Below are 17,402 nucleotides of genomic sequence, written 5' to 3' on the forward strand. Positions count from 1 at the left end.
AAAAATTGGAGAGAAAAAAATGAATGAAAATTTAGTAAAAAATTTTTATATTCTAAGTTTTAGTTATAAAAATTTGAGTTTGGAGGAAAGGGAAAAGTTTGTAAAAGAAGGGTATAGACATATTTTGGGGGAGTATTTGGAAAAAAGGGTTATAAAGGGGTATGTGGCTGTTGAAACTTGCCTTAGGATAGAGCTTTATCTGGATGTTAGCAGGGAATTTGAAATTGAGAGGTTAAAGAGAGATTTTAGGGTTGAGAAGATGAAGGACTATGAAGGGACTGAGGCGGTGCATTATTTGCTTCGAGTTATTTGTGGGCTAGATTCGATAATAAAGGGGGAAGATCAAATTCTTGTGCAGCTTAAAAAGGCTTATTTTGAGGCTCTTGACAAGGAGACTACATCTTCATTCTTGAATATAATATTTAATCAGGCGATAGAAACTGGGAAGAGATTTAGGGCAGAAAGCAGGATAAATGAGAAAAATATTTCACTGGATTCGATTGCTGTGAAATTTATAAAGACAAAGTTTGAAAGTCTTGAAGATAAAAAGGTATTTGTAATTGGAGTGGGAGATTTGAGCCAGTCGATTCTTGCGCTTCTTCACAAAATGAATAATTGTCATTTGACGATGACAAATAGGAGCTTGAAAAAATCCATTGAGTTGCAAAAAGTGTTTCCAGATGTCCAAACGGCGGAATTTAGTGAAAAATATAATATTATAAAAAATATGGATATTGTGATAAGTGCCACTTCTGCGCCGCATTTGATAATTGAAAAGGCTAAAATTGAGGATATTTTAAATGATGGAAAGAAAAGGTTTTTTCTTGATTTGGCAGTTCCTAGAGATATTGAAATTAGTATTGGAGAATTTGAGAATGTTTCCCTTTATCATTTGGAGGATATTTGGGATGAATATAATAAAAATGTGGAAAAACGAGATGAAATTGTGGAAAAGTATTTTTATATTATTGAGGAGCAGCTGAAAAAAATAGCGGAAAAACTTGAAAAAAGAAGAAAATATACAAATCAGAAAAATATCGAGATGGGTGAAAATGGATGAAATCAAATAAAATAATTATTGGAACGAGAGGGAGCGTTTTGGCACTTGCACAGGCAGAAAAGGTGAAGGAAATGCTGATTGAAAAATATGATGAATTAAGGGAAAATGAGGATTTTTTTGAAATTGAAGGATTTGATAAAAGGAAATCGCTGGAAATAGAACTGAAAGTCATAGTTACAAAGGGGGACAAGGACTTGCGTGATTTTACAAAAATAAAGGGAACGACACAAAAGGACTTGTTTGTGAAGGAAATCGAAAAGGAAATGCTGGAAAATAAAATAGATTTGGCGGTGCATTCGTTAAAGGACATGCCGCAGAATACTCCAGAAGGGCTTTTGAATGCATGTTTTCCAATGAGGGAAGACTACCGTGATGCGCTTGTTTCAAAAAATGGAAAAAAATTAAAAGAACTTGATAAAAATTCTGTAATCGGGACAGGAAGCGTAAGACGGGAAAAGGAGCTTTTGAATTTGCGAAATGATGTAAAAATAAAGGCAATTCGTGGAAATATTCACACAAGACTTAAAAAACTTGATGATGGGGAATATGATGCGATTGTGCTGGCTGCGGCTGGATTAAAGAGAGTTGGACTGGAAAGCCGAATTACTGAATATTTTGATACAGATTTTTTTATGCCTGCACCAGGACAAGGAATTTTGTGTATTCAATGCAGGGAAAATGATAATAAAATACGGCATCTTCTGGAAATTATAAATGATGATGAGGTTACAATGATGTGTGAAGCTGAAAGGGAATTTTCAAAAATTTTTGATGGAGGCTGCCATACTCCGATAGGCTGTTCATCGGTTATTGAAGGGGATACATTAAAATTAAAGGGAATGTTTAATGATAATGGAAGCAGAATGCTTAAAGAAGTTGAAGGAAATAAGGAAAATCCGAAGGAAATTGCACAAAAATTGGCTGAAGAAATAAAAAAGGAGCTGAAAAATGAGAAAAGGTAAAGTTTATATTGCGGGAGCAGGCTGTGGAGATGAAGGGCTTATAACTTTAAAATTGAAAAAGGTGATAGAAAAAGCTGACTGCATTGTTTACGACAGGCTTGTAAATAAAAATATCTTACAGTATGCAAAGTCTGATGCAGAACGGATTTATATGGGAAAAGAAAATACGGCTGGAGGGAAATTGCAGGCGGAAATAAATAAAAAACTTGTGGAAAAAGGGAAAGAGGGACTTTTAGTATTGAGATTAAAGGGAGGAGATCCTTTTGTATTTGGGCGAGGTGGAGAGGAAATAGAGGCATTAGTCGCTGAAAATATTGAATTTGAGGTAATTCCAGGTATAACTTCTTCAATTGCTGTGCCGGCTTATGCTGGAATCCCTGTAACTCATAGAGGAATTAATACTTCATTTCATGTATTCACTGGACATACGCAATTTAATGGAACAGAGCTTGATTTCCCGGTTATTGCAAAATTGGAAGGAACTTTAGTTTTTTTAATGGGATTAAGCAATCTTAAAAAAATAGCAGAAAACTTGATAAATAATGGAAAAGATCCGAAAACACCTGTTGTGATAATAAAAGATGGAACTACGACAAGACAGAAAACTTATATAGGAACATTGGAAACAATAGTAAATACAGTAAAAGAGCATAATGTAAAATCGCCTGCCATCATTTTGATTGGGGAAGTGGTGAATTTACGTGAAAAAATGAAATGGTTTGAGAATAAGCCGTTATTTGGGAAAAATATTCTTGTTACGAGAAATAGGGAAAAACAGGGAAATATTTCAAATAAGATAAATGAACTTGGCGGACAGGCTTTGAGCCTTCCATTTATTAATATAGAGTATATTGATTTTGAAATGCCTGATTTGAAGGGATACAGTACCCTTTTATTTAACAGCATAAATTCTGTTATTGGATTTATGAGAAAAGTAAAGGATATTCGTGCTTTAGGAAATGTTAAAATAGGTGTCGTAGGAGAAAAAACGGCAGAAGAAATTGAGAAATATAAAATAATTCCAGATTTTTATCCAAAAGAATATACGGTAGAAAGGCTGGCTAGCGAAAGTGTGAATTTTACTAAGGAAGGAGAAAAAATACTGTTTATAGTATCTGATATTTCTCCAGTAAATGAAAAAAAATATTCAGATTTATACAATCGAAATTATGAAAAACTTGTAGTTTATAAAACTCAGAAAGTCGAAGTGGAAAAGGAAAAAGCTGAAAAATACATAAAAGAAAGCGACATCTTAATGTTTTTAAGTTCATCAACCTTTAAAGCCTTTGCTGACAGCATAAACTTAAGTGAAAATGAGGAAATAAAAGAAATTATGAAAAATAAGGTTATTTCTTCGATTGGGCCTGTTACTACAAAAACTATTGAGAAATATGGATTAAAAATTGGGATAGAAGGGAAAAAATATACTGAAGAAGGACTGTTTCAAGAAATATTGCAATATGTTATGTCCGAATAGAAAGTCAAATTCAGGGTAAAACAATAGTTTTTTGAAAATTATCTAAAGTTTATAAAAAAAAGTTTGTATAACTTTTTGCTTGACTTTTTAAAAAAATGATGTATAATTTATTGAAAAAAGTAAAAATATTCTGGATAAACTTGTATTCACCCAAGAGAGTGGAGCAAGTCACTTTACGGAATTATAATAAGTAACACATTTTGGAATTGATAAAGACTTACATATAAGTGAAATTCCGAAATGTTAGGATAACTGTACATCCTTTAATATATTTTATATTATAAAAGCAATCTTGAATATCTTTGATTAAGTTTTCAAGTTACGGTATGGAAGTGAAATTTCTATTTATCAAATTAAATGAAAGTATTAGAAATTTTGTATAAAAATAAAAAAACTGCTCTTTTTGTCTGGCTCATATTCAAGACTTTTAGAGCAGTTTATATTTTTTATCTACCGAATTGTTCTTGTTCTAATTGCTGTTGCTGCTGCATTTTTTGCTGCATGATACGTTGCTGTTCGATGGCATTTGGAGTTTTTGCAAGAGTTACTGATACTTCTGATGTTTTTCCATTTCTAGATATAGTTAATTTTACAGATTGTCCGACTTTTTTAGCGGCTATTTCTCCAACGAAGGCCCCTGCGGAATTTACTTCCTTTCCATCAACTGCTGTGATAATGTCATTTTTTGTGATTCCTGCTGCTGCTGCTGGACCATTTGGAACAGTACCTGCTATAAATACTCCGTTTGAAGATTTTAAGTTAAGGGCTTTTACTTTATCTGCATCTAAATTTCCTAAGTATATACCAATATATGGTTTTTCAAATTTACCAGTTGCGATAATTGAATCTTTTACAGTCGTTACCAAATTTGCTGGAATTGCAAATCCGATTCCTACACTTCCTCCGCTTTGTGAATAAATTGCAGTATTTACTCCAATAACTTTTCCTGTAATGTCAATTAACGGACCTCCACTATTTCCTTGGTTAATAGCGGCATCAGTTTGAATAAAGTTTTCAATTTCTTCGATTCCAAGTGAACTACGTCCAGCTGCACTTACGATTCCGACAGTCATTGAATCATTTAATCCCAATGGATTTCCAAAGGCGATTGACCATTGTCCAATTTGAACTTGATCTGAATTTGCAAATTCTAACGGTTTAAATGTTTCATTTGAATCTATCTTCAATACGGCAATGTCAACTTCAGGCGAAGTTCCCACAAGTTTTGTACGATATTCACGTCCATTTGAGAATTTTACATAAATTTCATCTGCACCGTCAATAACGTGATTATTTGTAACAACATATCCATCTTTTGAAACTACAAACCCTGAACCAAGCGAACCAGATTCACGTTTTTCCTGTCCTCCAGAACGTCCATATAACAATTCTTCCAAAGGATTGTAAGTATTTACCGTAACAGTTTTTTTTGTTCTAATATTTACGATTGAATCTTTAACGCTGTTATGCACGCCTACAAAGGCATCTTGTGTTTGCGCTGCATTTTTAGTATATTTTTTCAGTTCTTCTGGAGAAACTGTTTTTTGCTGTTCTGTTGTGCTGTTTGTACTTTCTGAATTATTTCCAGTCTTATTAGAGCAGCTTAAAACTAAAAATAACATTGAAAGCAAAGCAAATTTTTTATTTTCTTTTTTTATGAAATTCATTTTTTTCATATTTAATTACCTCGTTTCTATTCTTTATACTAAACCCTATTTTAAAAACAGTAAATATATTTATTTTCTTGCAAGGGTCAAAATTCCTTGTTAAGTAAAATTTTGTAATAAATCCATTATTCTAATGGGAAATAGTATTAGTTCCTGTCTAAAGGATTGGGTATATTTTAGTGAATAAAAGTTTTTTATCCTTATGATTTTTATTTGAATTTCATTTATTAGCAATATTTTTTGCAAGTTGATAAACTCCATTTGCCTATCTTGTTTTTTCTTCTATAATATGTTATCCTATATTTAGAAAAATTAAAAAAGTATACAAATAAATAACTGTAAAAATAAAAAGTCATAAAAATTTAAAAATACTGAATTAACAGAATTTCAGGGACTTTTACAAATAAATATAAAAATAAGGAGAAAAATTAGTAATGTTTAATAATTTAGGAGACAGATTTAAAGATATATTTAAAAAAGTCAGCGGCCAGGGGAAGTTGACTGAAAATAATATAAAGGATGCTTTGAGGGAAGTTCGGTTGGCATTACTTGAAGCGGATGTAAATTATGGCGTAGCTAAGAATTTTGTGGCAAAAATTAGGGAAAAAGCTCTTGGAGAGCAGGTTATTAGCGGAGTTAATCCAACACAGCAATTCATTAAAATTGTAAATGATGAGTTGGTAGAAGTGCTGGGAGGTTCAAATGTTTCAATTGCTAAAGCTGAGAAAAATCCTACGATTGTAATGCTTTCTGGGCTTCAAGGGGCTGGGAAAACTACATTTTCTGGAAAATTGGCTAAACATCTGAAATCAAAAGGGGAAAAGCCGTTTTTAATTGGAGCGGATGTTTATAGACCTGCTGCTAAAAAGCAATTAAAGGTATTGGGAGAGCAAGTGAAAGTTCCAGTATTTACAATTGATGAGAGTACGGATGCATTGGAAATTGTAAAACAGGGAATAGAGGCTTCAAAGGCGGAGCATGCTACTTATGTAATTATTGATACGGCAGGAAGGCTGCATATTGATGAGCAGCTTATGCATGAATTGCAGGATATAAAGGATAGTTTCAACCCAAATGAGATTTTGCTTGTCGTTGATGGAATGACTGGGCAGGATGCGGTTAATGTGGCTAAAGAGTTTAATGAGCAGCTTGATATTACGGGAGTCGTGCTTACGAAACTGGATGGAGATACTCGTGGTGGAGCAGCCCTTTCAGTAAAGGAAGTTGCAGGAAAGCCAATTAAGTTCATAAGTGAAGGGGAAAAACTGGATGACATCGCACCGTTTCATCCTGACAGGCTTGCTTCACGTATTCTTGGAATGGGAGATGTCGTTTCACTTGTGGAAAAGGCACAGGAAGCCATTGATGAAAAAGAAGCCAAGAAAATGGAGGAAAAATTTAGAAAAAATCAGTTTGACTTTGAAGATTTTCTAAAGCAGTTTAAAATGATAAGAAAAATGGGATCAATTGCTGGAATTATGAAAATGATACCAGGAGTTGACTCAAGCATGATTGACATGGGAATGGCTGAAAAGGAAATGAAAAAAGTTGAAGCGATTATTTTCTCAATGACAGTTCAGGAAAGACGTGATCCGAAACTTCTAAAAAATGGAAGCCGTAAAATGAGAATTGCTAAAGGAAGCGGAGTTCAAGTAAATGATGTAAATAAATTAATAAAGCAGTTTGAACAAATGAAGCAGATGATGAAAATGTTCAATAGTGGCGGTATTCCAGGACTTGGCGGAGGATTTATGAAGGGCAGAAGAAAATAGAATTAATATTTTATAAAACAAGAAAGGTGGAATTAATGATGAAAAAATTAATTTTAGCATTGTTTATTATTTTTGGGACACTTTCATTTTCAGCTTTTGACAAAGTTGTAGTTGGAATTATTAATGACAATTATGAAAGTCCAGTAATATCAGGAACTTTAAATAGAGGAGGACTTGCCAATTTAATTTTTGGAATGAAAAAGGATGGGGATTTTGCAAAACAAATGTATCAAAATCTTTCAGGTGCAGATAAAATTGAATTTATTATAGAAAAAAAAGATGAATCAGCACTTCTTAGCCTTTTGAAAGTATTTGAAAAAAGAAAATATAAAGGTCAGATGGAGATAACAGAAGTGGCATCTTCAGAAAATAAAAATATACGTCAAATTTCTGAAAAAAATAGCTGGACTTATAATGTTTATCCTTTCGCACGTGAAATATCAGGAACTGTAAAAATTTCAGGAAATGATATGAGCAAAGGGGAATTTATAGAAGGTCTGTTTCAAGATGCAAAATCAAAATTAAAATAATTTTATGAAAATTTAACAATATTTAGCAAGAAGTCTCCTTCTTCTATAAGTGGGAGATGAATTGCAGAATATAGCTTGAAATAACAGCTCTTATATAGTATAATATTCATAGTCAGGGCAGGGACTGCCCGAAGAGCTTGGTAAATATATTTAGCTAGCAAAAGCAGATACTTCCCAGGAAGCTCCCTCTTCTACAAGTGGGAGTAGTTCACATTAAAGGCATGAAAAATTTCAATGCCTTTTTTTATAAAAATATTAATTTGAAGGGAAGGAAAAAGAAATGAAAAAAGCTATTTTAGTAACAAGTTTTGGAACATCACATAGGGATACACGGGAAAAATGCCTTGATTTGATTCAAAGGGAAGTGGAGGAAAAATACGGGAGTGAAAACGTGGAAAGAGCTTATACCTCAAGAATTATAAGACGAATAATAGAAAAAAATGAAGGGATTCACATATTTGATCAGAAGGAAGGGCTGAAAGCCTTGAAAGATAGAGGATTTGAAAAAATAATAACAATGTCTTTGCATATTTTAGATGGAATTGAATATTCAAAACTTGATGACAAGTTTGGAAAAATATCAAAGCCACTTTTGGCAGATGACAAGGATTTAAAAAAAATTGTAAACAATAAAGAATTTAATGATTTTGAGGGAAACGATGCTATTGTGTTTATGGGACACGGAACTGAAAATGCTGCAGATTGCATATATCAAAAATTGCAGGATGAGTATTTAAAAGCTGGAAAAGATAACATTTTCATAGCCACTGTTGAAGGGAAAGTGACTATTAAAGATATTGTTGAAAAAATGAAGGGAAAAGGTTTTAGAAATATATTATTAAAACCACTTATGATAGTAGCTGGAGATCATGCAAAAAATGATATGTCTTCTGATAAAAAGGATTCATGGAAGACAATACTAAAAAATGAAGGTTATAAAGTAACATCTGTTCTAAAAGGAATGGGAGAATACAAGTTTATTCGAGAAATGTTTATGGATAAGCTGAAAGATGTCTATATTTGTCGTGGTACAATACATATGTGACAAAAAAGAAGAAAAAAAGAAAGGTTTCTGATATAATGTAAGCCGACCAAAACTACATAAGGAGAAACCTTTCTATGAATAGTATATCAGAAGAGTACCGTGTTCGTCAACGGGCAGTTGAGTATGCAATAAAACATAACAATAATTCAAAGGCGGCATTAAAATATAAAACGTCAAGACAGCAGATTAAGCGATGGCGTGACAGATATGACGGGACAGTGCAGTCACTGATGCCAAAAAGCAGAAGACCTAAAAGTCATCCAAATCAACATACTCAGGAAGAAATAGATTTAATTATGAAAAAATACAGGAGATTTTCATATGAAGGACTGGCACAGGTATATACCGAAGCTAGAAAACTGGGATACAGCCGTTCTTATGGAACTATGTGCAAAATAATAAGAAAAATTAGGGATAATAAGCTCAAAAAGCCTAAAAGGCTTTACAAAAGCACAAAAAAAGTGAAGCAGGCTACATATCCTGGCGAAAAGGTTCAGATAGACATAAAATATGTTCCAAGAGAATGCATATGTTTTGGAATGAATGACCAAAATTACTATCAGATAACGGCAATAGATGAGTATACAAAAAAGAGGGTATTAAGAATAGTGGATGAAAAAAGTACATACCAGACTACAAAATTTCTAGAAACGCTTGAAGCGGAGCTGGGCTTTAAAATAGAAAAAATACAAAGTGATAACGGCAGGGAGTTTACGAATGCGGAAAATGGCAAAAAGACACTATTTGAGTTAAAGCTGGAAGAACAGGGATAGAATACATGAGAACAAGACTGTATTCGCCGTGGCAGAATGGGAAAGTGGAAAGGAGCCACAGGCTAGACAGCAATTATTATTTAGGAAAAAGATTTAGAGGTCTAGAAGAATTAAGAAGGTCAGTAAAAAGATATTGCAGCAGATACAATAATATATCAAGAAAAGTATTAAATTTTAAAAGTCCAAATGAAATGCTGAAAGAATACAGGACAAACAATTAGGCTAAGACATTAGTAAGATAACTTTTCTATTTATTTTTAAAGTTTTTGTAACAAATGTTTGACAACTATACACATTTAAAGGCTGGACAGGGAAAACAGTATTGCAGTATAGGAAAGAAAAAGAATAAATATTAAAATACGTCATAAATTTGGCATATTTTTTCGTTGCAAAATGAAACGAAAAATGGAACGAAAAGCTTTTCGTTGTTTATAAGTAAAGTAAATTTATTTTTAATAATCAAAAAGATGTACTTATGAATATATTGAATAATTTTTAGAGGAAGCGAATGCCTCCTCTACTTATCAAAAAATTGTATTACAAATCATTAACTAGCTTTGATTATGTAAATATCAATAATATTTTCAAGTTTATCATAACTTTTGAAAATATTTTAGTTAAATGTAGCCTAAAGTTTCGCTTAACCTTTAAGGATTAATTTAAAAAATTTATATTTGAAACCAGAATTAAAACTTGAGTATAATGATGTCCTGTGTGCAAATGAAATAACTCGCCAGTAATTTGTACTTTTTTTCCTACAACATCTTTATCGAATAAAGAAATTGTTTCATTTCCCATTAATTGAATTTCCTGCACATTTCTTTCAGTCGGGCTATCTTCAGTATTTCCAATTACTGTAATAGGTGTACTTAATCTTAATAAGAACACATTTGCTACTGAATTATCTGGGTTTTGATATTTTCTTCTGGTAATTGTTCCAACTAGTTTAACAGAAGAACCGTAATAGTATTGTGACTGGTTAGGAGTTATAATGGCAGGTTGTTGTTCTTGCACTTTTTCTTGAGTATTATTTTTTCTCTGTTTCATTCTTGCAATATTGGCATCTGAAACAGTATCACTTTCTACTACTAATTTCCAGCTGCCATTAATATTTTCAAAGGCTAAGTATGAAGGGTATTCTTTTGTTTCCTTTCTTGTAGACACTTCTTTAACAAATCTTGCTAGCATTTTGTTATCAGAAAGTTGTGTAACTATGATGTTGCCAACTATTCTTTGACTATAAACAGGATTTTTTTGAAAAAACCTTTTTTGATCTGCAATGTAATAATCTCTGGAAATTAAAGACTGATAATAATCAATTTTATCTCCTAATATTTTTTCTAAAGTACCAAAGTCAGCATTATTAGAAGCTGCATTCCATATAACAACCATATTCTTTATTTCCTCTTCAATACTTCTTTCTTTGTTAATTTTTTCTATATTTTCATTGTTAGTCTTTTTTATATTTTCATTATTATCACTAATATTCTTCGAATTAGCCAAATTCTCTGAATTATCAACATTTCCGTTTTTTTCACATGATAATAGTAATAAAAATATTATGAAAAACATAATTTTTTTCATTTTATTAATCCTCCTTATTTTTTATAATATAGTTATTTGTAAAAGTTTAAAAATTATATATTTTAATATTATTATAGCTTATAAAATGAAAAAATGATATAGTTAATTGAATTTATTTTATATTATCATAAATTGAAATATAATTATGACATTTTACCAATTTTTTTTAGGCTCTATAATATATATGGGGGTGGAAAAAGAAATAAAAAAACAGTAGATTGATTTTATCTAAATCTTTTTACTGTTTTTTAGTTTTTGAATTTTTAAAAATTATAGGCTCTAAAAAAATATGAAAAAAAATAATTATCACAATAATAAATATCAAAGGGTTTATTTTATAAGCACGGTAAAAATTACCCTTTATCAATTGTATAAATGCCGTTGTTAAACCTTCACTCCAATAACGAATATGTAATGGTTTTAAAACAAATCCAATTGGTGACGGTATTTTAAAATAATATCTTATAGAAATTATAAATACAAGTGATATGTACAAAATAAGATTGTTTTTATGATAATTAAATAATAATTTAAAGTATTTTTTCATTATATTGAAAATTTTAAATAAAATCAGAGTATTAGTTACGCTTTAAACTAGATTTACTATAGACGCTTTTATTTGAGAGTGCAAGTAATATTTTCTGAGAATTCATTTTTTTTGTTTCATCGATAACAAAAAATAAATCAATATATTTGTTATTTTAATAAAAAATAACATAAAATATTATGAATATTTTGATTAAATTTATATTTATTTGATATTTGTAATTTGTTTTTAACTAATTCAAAATATTTAGTTATTATCTGATAGTTTTCCAAAAAGCTGTACCCAAGATATTCCATAATAACCATCTTCATAATTAACTCCAACGCCAATTTCTGTGTAATTTGGATTTAAGATATTAGCCCTATGACCAGGACTATTCATCCAGCTTTCCATTACAGCGATAGGGCTTATTTGACCAGCAGCAATATTTTCACCTACATAAGATGATGGATATCCAACATTTTGTACTGCTGTAAGATAACTGCTCCCATTGGGTCTTGTATGGCTGAATTTCTGTGTAAGTTCACTAGCTCTAATAGCTGCTGCTGCAAAAAGTTTATTAGATATAGAAAGTGGATGAATTCCTCTTTTAGTTCTTTCTATATTAATAAGTCTTACGACTTCCATTTCAAAATTTAGACTATTATTTGTGTAAGTATTTGTATTTGATACAGAATTATTAGTATTTGTCTTGTTTGGGCTATTATCATTTTTATATCTATTATTACTGTGCCGTTGATCGTTAGAATTTATCCAATTTTTAAAGCCTTTTAAAATTTTGTCTCTATGTTTCGCCCATCCTGCATTTGCATTAATTGAAATCAAACTTAAAATTCCAATTATTAAAATTTGATATTTTATTTTACGCATTGTTCTCTTCCTTTCTTTTTTCACAATAGGTAAGCGTTTTGTTTTATAATAACAGTTTCTGAATAGGTATATTTAGTTCTATTATAGCATAAACAAACATTAAATAAAACTTTTATTTTTTGTAAAAATTGGCTCTTTGTCAAGTATGGAGTAGAAAAAGTTCGATAACCTTAAGAGATTCTAAGCTGAATAAACTTTTTAAGGTTGTCGAATTTTTTTATCCCATAATGTACTGCACCCAAAATCTTGGACACAAGATTGGAGGTGCAGTTTTTATCATATTATTCTTAATAATATTAATTTTGAAAACTATCTTGAGTTTTTTATCTTGTCGTAATATATTATACAATCTATGATGAGAAAAAATTAACCAGCATTATAAATTAGCCAAGTTGCCCATGCTTTCAAGTACTTTTCTGTAGTTGAATCAAGTCTTTTAGCATTTCTAGATTTTAATAAGATATTTAATTCGTTTTCTGAAAGTACTTGATAACTTTTTCTTTCATATCTTTTTCCTTTTTTTATTTCTATACCTGGATGTGCTCCAAAAAATGTATTATCGAAACTGTATGAAACAGCTACAGGTATATTTTCTTCTTTTCTAGTTTTTTGCGTATATTTTCTTGTTATTCTATGAGTTAGGATAGGATAACCTTCCTTATCGTAAGATTTCGTTTCATCAAAAGGTATATAGGCTATTTTATAATTTTTTCCAACTGGAAGAATACTGATAAAATAATACTTCTTCTCCCATTCAATAGATGAATCATCTGGAGTTATTCCAAGGAACCATTCTTTTTGATTTGAAATGTAAAATTGAGCATTTGGTGATAAAAAAATTTTAGTTTCATTTGGCGATAAAAAAAGTTCAGTTTCATTTCCAGCTGTTTCTGCAAAAACAAAACTTCCTAAGATAAATATTAGCATTAAAATAATTTTTTTCATAATTAATCTCCTTTTATTTGAATTTGATTACTAGTATTATACTTTAAAAAACTTTGTATTCACTTATAATATTATTTGAATGGTTGATAGTTTGATAATTGCAAAATGGTATTATTAATATTATTGAGATTATTGATTACAATAAAACTATAAATCACATTTTAAAACTTAAAATAAAAATGTATTAGAACAAACAGGTGTAAATTAATTAAAAAGATACATCTGTGCAGATTATAATATCTAATTCTAAAGTTTTGAAAGTATTAAAAACCAGAAGAGTTTAAACAAAAGAAAACATTTGCTAAATCAAGAATAATAAGTATAATAAAGAAAATCCAGTTAATCGTGTTTAAAAGGGAAATCATCTTTTTTCCGCTAAATAAACCAAACATTTTTTTCTCCTTCTTACTAGGGCGTGTCTTAAAACTTGAAATAGGCAATATTTTTAATAATTATGAAAGTATATACTAAGAGATTGAAAGATTGAAAGATAGTCATCATTTTGTTACAATAGAAGAAAAACACAGGAGGTTTTCATTATGCAGAGAAGATATGAAATATCAGATGAACAGTGGGAAAGAATAAAAGAAATGTTTCCCAGAGCTAAGACAGGACGTCCAGGTAAGGATTCACGCCTGATATTTAATGCTATTCTCTGGATTGTATGCAGTGGAGCACCCTGGAGGGATCTTCCGGAGCGTTTTGGTTCATGGAAGACAGTCTATTCCCGTTTCTGCAAATGGCGTGATGAGGGAACACTTTTTAGGGTATTTGAAGATTTAAAGAAGGATTCTGATTATGAAAATCTCAGCATTGATTCTACGACAGTAAAGGCTCATCAGAGCAGTGCGGGAGCAAAAAGGGGGCAAAAGGTTCTGAAGTAGGACAGCATATAGGGAAAAGTTCAGGTGGAAGGACAACCAAGATACATGCGGTTGTAGATGGACTTGGTAATCCTCTGTATATTGTCGTGGTACAATACATATGTGACAAAAAAGAAGAAAAAAAGAAAGGTTTCTGATATAATGTAAGCCGACCAAAACTACATAAGGAGAAACCTTTCTATGAATAGTATATCAGAAGAGTACCGTGTTCGTCAACGGGCAGTTGAGTATGCAATAAAACATAACAATAATTCAAAGGCGGCATTAAAATATAAAACGTCAAGACAGCAGATTAAGCGATGGCGTGACAGATATGACGGGACAGTGCAGTCACTGATGCCAAAAAGCAGAAGACCTAAAAGTCATCCAAATCAACATACTCAGGAAGAAATAGATTTAATTATGAAAAAATACAGGAGATTTTCATATGAAGGACTGGCACAGGTATATACCGAAGCTAGAAAACTGGGATACAGCCGTTCTTATGGAACTATGTGCAAAATAATAAGAAAAATTAGGGATAATAAGCCCAAAAAGCTTAAAAGGCTTTACAAAAGCACAAAAAAAGTGAAGCAGGCTACATATCCTGGCGAAAAGGTTCAGATAGACATAAAATATGTTCCAAGAGAATGCATATGTTTTGGAATGAATGACCAGAATTACTATCAGATAACGGCAATAGATGAGTATACAAGAAAGAGGATATTAAGAATAGTGGATGAAAAAAGTACATACCAGACTACAAAATTTCTAGAAACGCTTGAAGCGGAGCTGGGCTTTAAAATAGAAAAAATACAAAGTGATAACGGCAGGGAGTTTACGAATGCGGAAAATGGCAAAAAGACACTATTTGAGCTAAAGCTGGAAGAACTAGGGATAGAATACATGACAACAAGACCGTATTCGCCATGGCAGAACGGAAAAGTGGAAAGGAGCCACAGGCTAGACAGCAATTATTATTTAGGAAAAAGATTTAGAAGTCTGGAAGAATTAAGAAGGTCAGTAAAAAGATATTGCAGCAGATACAATAATATATCAAGAAAAGTATTAAATTTTAAAAGTCCAAATGAAATGCTGAAAGAATATAGGACAAACAATTAGGCTAAGACATTAGTAAGATAACTTTTCTATTTATTTTTAAAGTTTTTGTAACAAATGTTTGACAACTATACATGGATAAGCTGAAAGATGTCTATATTTAGCTTGACAAATGTAGAAAAAGTTATATAATATTTATAGAGAATAATAGGTGTTTTGCAAACTTAATAAGGAAATCGGTTGAAATCCGATACAGCCCCCACTACTGTGAAACTGACGAAAGCGTGATAACCACTGAGATTGATGGGATCTCGGGAAGGAAGTGAGTAGGTTGAAGTTAGTCAGGAGACTTGCCTAATATTGATATATTATAGATTTTCTGGGAAGGGGAAATTTGATATACATCATTAAATGAATCAATGGTGATTTGTTCCATTAGCACATAGTGAATGTACGACGTTAGTACAAATATTGCTTTTATGGAATTTGACGTGTATTAAATTCGGCTTTTAGCTGATTTTTTTTTGGATTGCTTAAAACTAAATAAAAGTTTTGGAAGGAGAAAAAATGAAAAAGAGAACATTATTATTTTTAGTTTTAACTAGTATGCTTTTAATAGGTGTAAACGGTTTTTCGATGCACATTATGGAAGGGTTTTTACCATTAAATTGGGTTATTGTATGGTTTGTTGTGTGTATTCCGTTTTGGATTTTAGGGATAAAAAAACTTCAAACTGTTTCTAAAGGGAGTGTTAAGGATAAAATGACGCTTGCATTGGCAGGAGCATTTATTTTTGTGTTGTCGGCGTTGAAAATTCCGTCAGTTACAGGGAGTTCGTCACATCCGACTGGAGTAGGACTTTCAACTATTTTATATGGACCATTTGTAACTTCAATTTTAGGGACAATTGTATTGATATTTCAAGCTGGATTGTTGGCTCATGGAGGGTTTACGACTCTTGGGGCGAATACTGCTTCAATGGCGATTGCTGGACCAATTGTTTCGTACTTGATTTATAAAGGACTTGCTAAGAAGAATAGAGCAGTTGCAATATTTTTGGCAGCAGCAATAGGGGATCTTGCAACTTATGTTGTTACATCTTTTCAGTTGGCACTTGCGTATCCATCGCCTGAAGGTGGAGTACTTGCTTCATTTATTAAATTTGGAATGGTATTTGCAGTAACTCAAATTCCACTTGCTATAATTGAAGGATTGCTTACAAATGTTGTAATGAATATACTTGACAAATATGAAGTAAAAGGGGTGGAAGCATAATGGATAAGAATAAAAATAAAAGTATTTTTAAAAAGAATATTATTTTATTGGTTTTAATACTTTTGATAGGTGTCGTACCATTACTTCTCGTAAAATCTGAATTTGGTGGTTCAGATGACAAAGGAGAAGAAATGATTAAAACGATAAAACCTGATTACAAGCCTTGGGCTAAAAATTTAATAGAATTGCCTGGAGAGGAAACTGAAAGTTTACTTTTTGCGTTACAAGCAGCACTAGGTGCAGGAATTGTAGGATATGTTTTAGGATATTTCAAAGGTGAAAGAAAAAATGCTAATAGATAAAATATCATATACGAATCCCATAAAAAATATTAATCCTGGAATAAAATTTACGTTGTCAATGGTGACATTAGTTTTTTTGCTTTACACAGGAAGTAAAGTAGTATTTATTTTTAATCTTATACTATTTAACTTACTTCTTTTGTTTGTAGTAAAAGTGAAAGCGAAAGATTTACTAAAGCTGAATTTTGTTCCAGCTTTATTTATTTTAACAACTGTAATTTCATTATGGCTAATAAAGGCGGATATTTGGACATTTTTGTTACGTTCATTTTCGTCAATATCAGTAATTTATTTTCTTATTTGCTCAACACCAGTTGTAGATTTAGACTATATATTTGAAAAAATGAGATTTCCAAAAATTTTTAGAGAAATGTTTTTGTTGATTTATAGATATATTTTTTTGTTGTTTGAGAATAAGGAAAGACTCAAAAATGCACAGGAAGTAAGACTTGGATACAGTAGTTTTAAGAATGGGATGAAATCATTTCCAATGTTAGTGGTAGCTATATTAAAAAAAACATATTACTATAATCTTAATTCTATAAAGGCTGTAGAATCAAGACTGGGAAAGGAATTTATCTTTTCTCATAGAAAATACAAAAAAATTGGATTTGAAACTATTTTTGTAATAATAATAGTTGCAATAAATTTATATTTGGTGGTAAAATAAA

General features: G+C 31.1%; 17 protein-coding genes, 1 pseudogene and 1 riboswitch. Of the genes and pseudogenes, 13 read left to right on the top strand and 5 right to left on the bottom strand.

All coding sequences use genetic code 11. The annotated features are described in order from the left end of the window. Nucleotides 1–19: 19 nt before the first annotated feature. From hemA to cobA, 3 genes are read left to right on the top strand one after another with little or no spacing between them, the layout of a single operon-like run. Nucleotides 20–1,060, top strand: a complete 1,041-nt coding sequence (hemA, locus tag HW276_RS00570; protein ID WP_178937011.1) for a glutamyl-tRNA reductase — start codon at nucleotides 20–22, stop codon at nucleotides 1,058–1,060. Beyond that, on the top strand, nucleotides 1,057–2,022 hold the full coding sequence (hemC, locus tag HW276_RS00575) for a hydroxymethylbilane synthase (protein WP_178937012.1): 966 nt from the start codon (nucleotides 1,057–1,059) through the stop codon (nucleotides 2,020–2,022). The genes hemA and hemC overlap by 4 nt, the downstream gene beginning before the upstream one ends. Next, nucleotides 2,009–3,499 (top strand): uroporphyrinogen-III C-methyltransferase, encoded by a 1,491-nt coding sequence (gene cobA, locus HW276_RS00580; protein ID WP_147002698.1) that lies wholly within the window; start codon nucleotides 2,009–2,011, stop codon nucleotides 3,497–3,499. Before hemC ends, cobA begins: the two co-directional genes overlap by 14 nt. A 446-nt stretch (nucleotides 3,500–3,945) precedes the next feature. Here cobA and HW276_RS00585 read toward each other — a convergent pair whose 3' ends face one another. After that, nucleotides 3,946–5,175 carry a S1C family serine protease gene (locus tag HW276_RS00585; RefSeq protein WP_178937013.1) on the bottom strand — a complete coding sequence of 410 codons (1,230 nt, stop codon included), beginning with the start codon at nucleotides 5,173–5,175 and terminating at the stop codon, nucleotides 3,946–3,948. Between the two features lie 425 nt (nucleotides 5,176–5,600). On the opposite strand from HW276_RS00585, the gene ffh reads away from it, so the two are divergent. The 5 genes from ffh to HW276_RS11610 all read left to right on the top strand — a co-directional run bounded on the left by ffh (nucleotide 5,601) and on the right by HW276_RS11610 (nucleotide 9,507). Further along, on the top strand, nucleotides 5,601–6,938 hold the full coding sequence (ffh, locus tag HW276_RS00590; protein ID WP_178937014.1) for a signal recognition particle protein: 1,338 nt from the start codon (nucleotides 5,601–5,603) through the stop codon (nucleotides 6,936–6,938). A 38-nt stretch (nucleotides 6,939–6,976) separates the two neighbouring features. Beyond that, a complete protein-coding gene (locus tag HW276_RS00595) occupies nucleotides 6,977–7,468 on the top strand; it encodes a hypothetical protein (RefSeq protein ID WP_147002700.1) in 492 nt (163 codons plus the stop codon). 280 nt (nucleotides 7,469–7,748) lie between these two features. After that, nucleotides 7,749–8,513, top strand: coding sequence for a sirohydrochlorin cobaltochelatase (locus HW276_RS00600; RefSeq protein ID WP_178937015.1), 765 nt, complete (start codon nucleotides 7,749–7,751; stop codon nucleotides 8,511–8,513). 74 nt (nucleotides 8,514–8,587) lie between these two features. After that, on the top strand, nucleotides 8,588–9,286 hold the full coding sequence (locus HW276_RS00605; RefSeq protein WP_218974981.1) for a DDE-type integrase/transposase/recombinase: 699 nt from the start codon (nucleotides 8,588–8,590) through the stop codon (nucleotides 9,284–9,286). 5 nt (nucleotides 9,287–9,291) lie between these two features. Further along, nucleotides 9,292–9,507: an integrase core domain-containing protein gene (locus tag HW276_RS11610; protein ID WP_197735157.1), complete on the top strand. Its 216-nt coding sequence runs from the start codon at nucleotides 9,292–9,294 to the stop codon at nucleotides 9,505–9,507. 433 nt (nucleotides 9,508–9,940) lie between these two features. On the opposite strand, the gene HW276_RS00610 is transcribed toward HW276_RS11610, so the two are convergent. From HW276_RS00610 to HW276_RS00625, 4 genes are all read right to left on the bottom strand, one after another. Next, complete coding sequence (locus tag HW276_RS00610) at nucleotides 9,941–10,870, bottom strand: DUF4431 domain-containing protein (RefSeq protein ID WP_147002702.1); 930 nt, start codon at nucleotides 10,868–10,870, stop codon at nucleotides 9,941–9,943. A 238-nt stretch (nucleotides 10,871–11,108) separates the two neighbouring features. After that, nucleotides 11,109–11,417, bottom strand: a complete 309-nt coding sequence (locus HW276_RS11935; protein ID WP_147002703.1) for a DUF2752 domain-containing protein — start codon at nucleotides 11,415–11,417, stop codon at nucleotides 11,109–11,111. Between the two features lie 246 nt (nucleotides 11,418–11,663). After that, nucleotides 11,664–12,287, bottom strand: a complete 624-nt coding sequence (locus HW276_RS00620) for a CAP domain-containing protein (RefSeq protein ID WP_178937016.1) — start codon at nucleotides 12,285–12,287, stop codon at nucleotides 11,664–11,666. A gap of 366 nt (nucleotides 12,288–12,653) precedes the next feature. Further along, on the bottom strand, nucleotides 12,654–13,232 hold the full coding sequence (locus HW276_RS00625) for a hypothetical protein (RefSeq protein ID WP_147002705.1): 579 nt from the start codon (nucleotides 13,230–13,232) through the stop codon (nucleotides 12,654–12,656). Nucleotides 13,233–13,771: 539 nt separating this feature from the next. Between HW276_RS00625 and HW276_RS00630 the strand changes: the two are divergent. From HW276_RS00630 to HW276_RS00650, 5 genes and pseudogenes are all read left to right on the top strand, one after another. Then, nucleotides 13,772–14,193 (top strand): annotated as a pseudogene (locus HW276_RS00630) (IS5 family transposase); the annotation flags it as partial. A gap of 103 nt (nucleotides 14,194–14,296) precedes the next feature. Continuing rightward, the gene (locus HW276_RS00635; RefSeq protein WP_178937017.1) at nucleotides 14,297–15,217 is read left to right on the top strand and encodes a DDE-type integrase/transposase/recombinase; all 921 of its coding nucleotides are present in this window, start codon (nucleotides 14,297–14,299) and stop codon (nucleotides 15,215–15,217) included. A gap of 129 nt (nucleotides 15,218–15,346) precedes the next feature. Then, a riboswitch (cobalamin riboswitch) is annotated at nucleotides 15,347–15,527 on the top strand. A gap of 194 nt (nucleotides 15,528–15,721) precedes the next feature. After that, nucleotides 15,722–16,429, top strand: coding sequence for an energy-coupling factor ABC transporter permease (locus HW276_RS00640; RefSeq protein ID WP_178937018.1), 708 nt, complete (start codon nucleotides 15,722–15,724; stop codon nucleotides 16,427–16,429). Further along, a complete protein-coding gene (locus tag HW276_RS00645; protein ID WP_178937019.1) occupies nucleotides 16,429–16,731 on the top strand; it encodes an energy-coupling factor ABC transporter substrate-binding protein in 303 nt (100 codons plus the stop codon). Before HW276_RS00640 ends, HW276_RS00645 begins: the two co-directional genes overlap by 1 nt. After that, on the top strand, nucleotides 16,718–17,401 hold the full coding sequence (locus tag HW276_RS00650; protein ID WP_178937020.1) for a CbiQ family ECF transporter T component: 684 nt from the start codon (nucleotides 16,718–16,720) through the stop codon (nucleotides 17,399–17,401). The genes HW276_RS00645 and HW276_RS00650 overlap by 14 nt, the downstream gene beginning before the upstream one ends. Nucleotide 17,402: the final 1 nt, after the last annotated feature.

Source organism: Leptotrichia sp. oral taxon 417 (assembly GCF_013394865.1).
Lineage (GTDB): Bacteria > Fusobacteriota > Fusobacteriia > Fusobacteriales > Leptotrichiaceae > Leptotrichia > Leptotrichia wadei_A.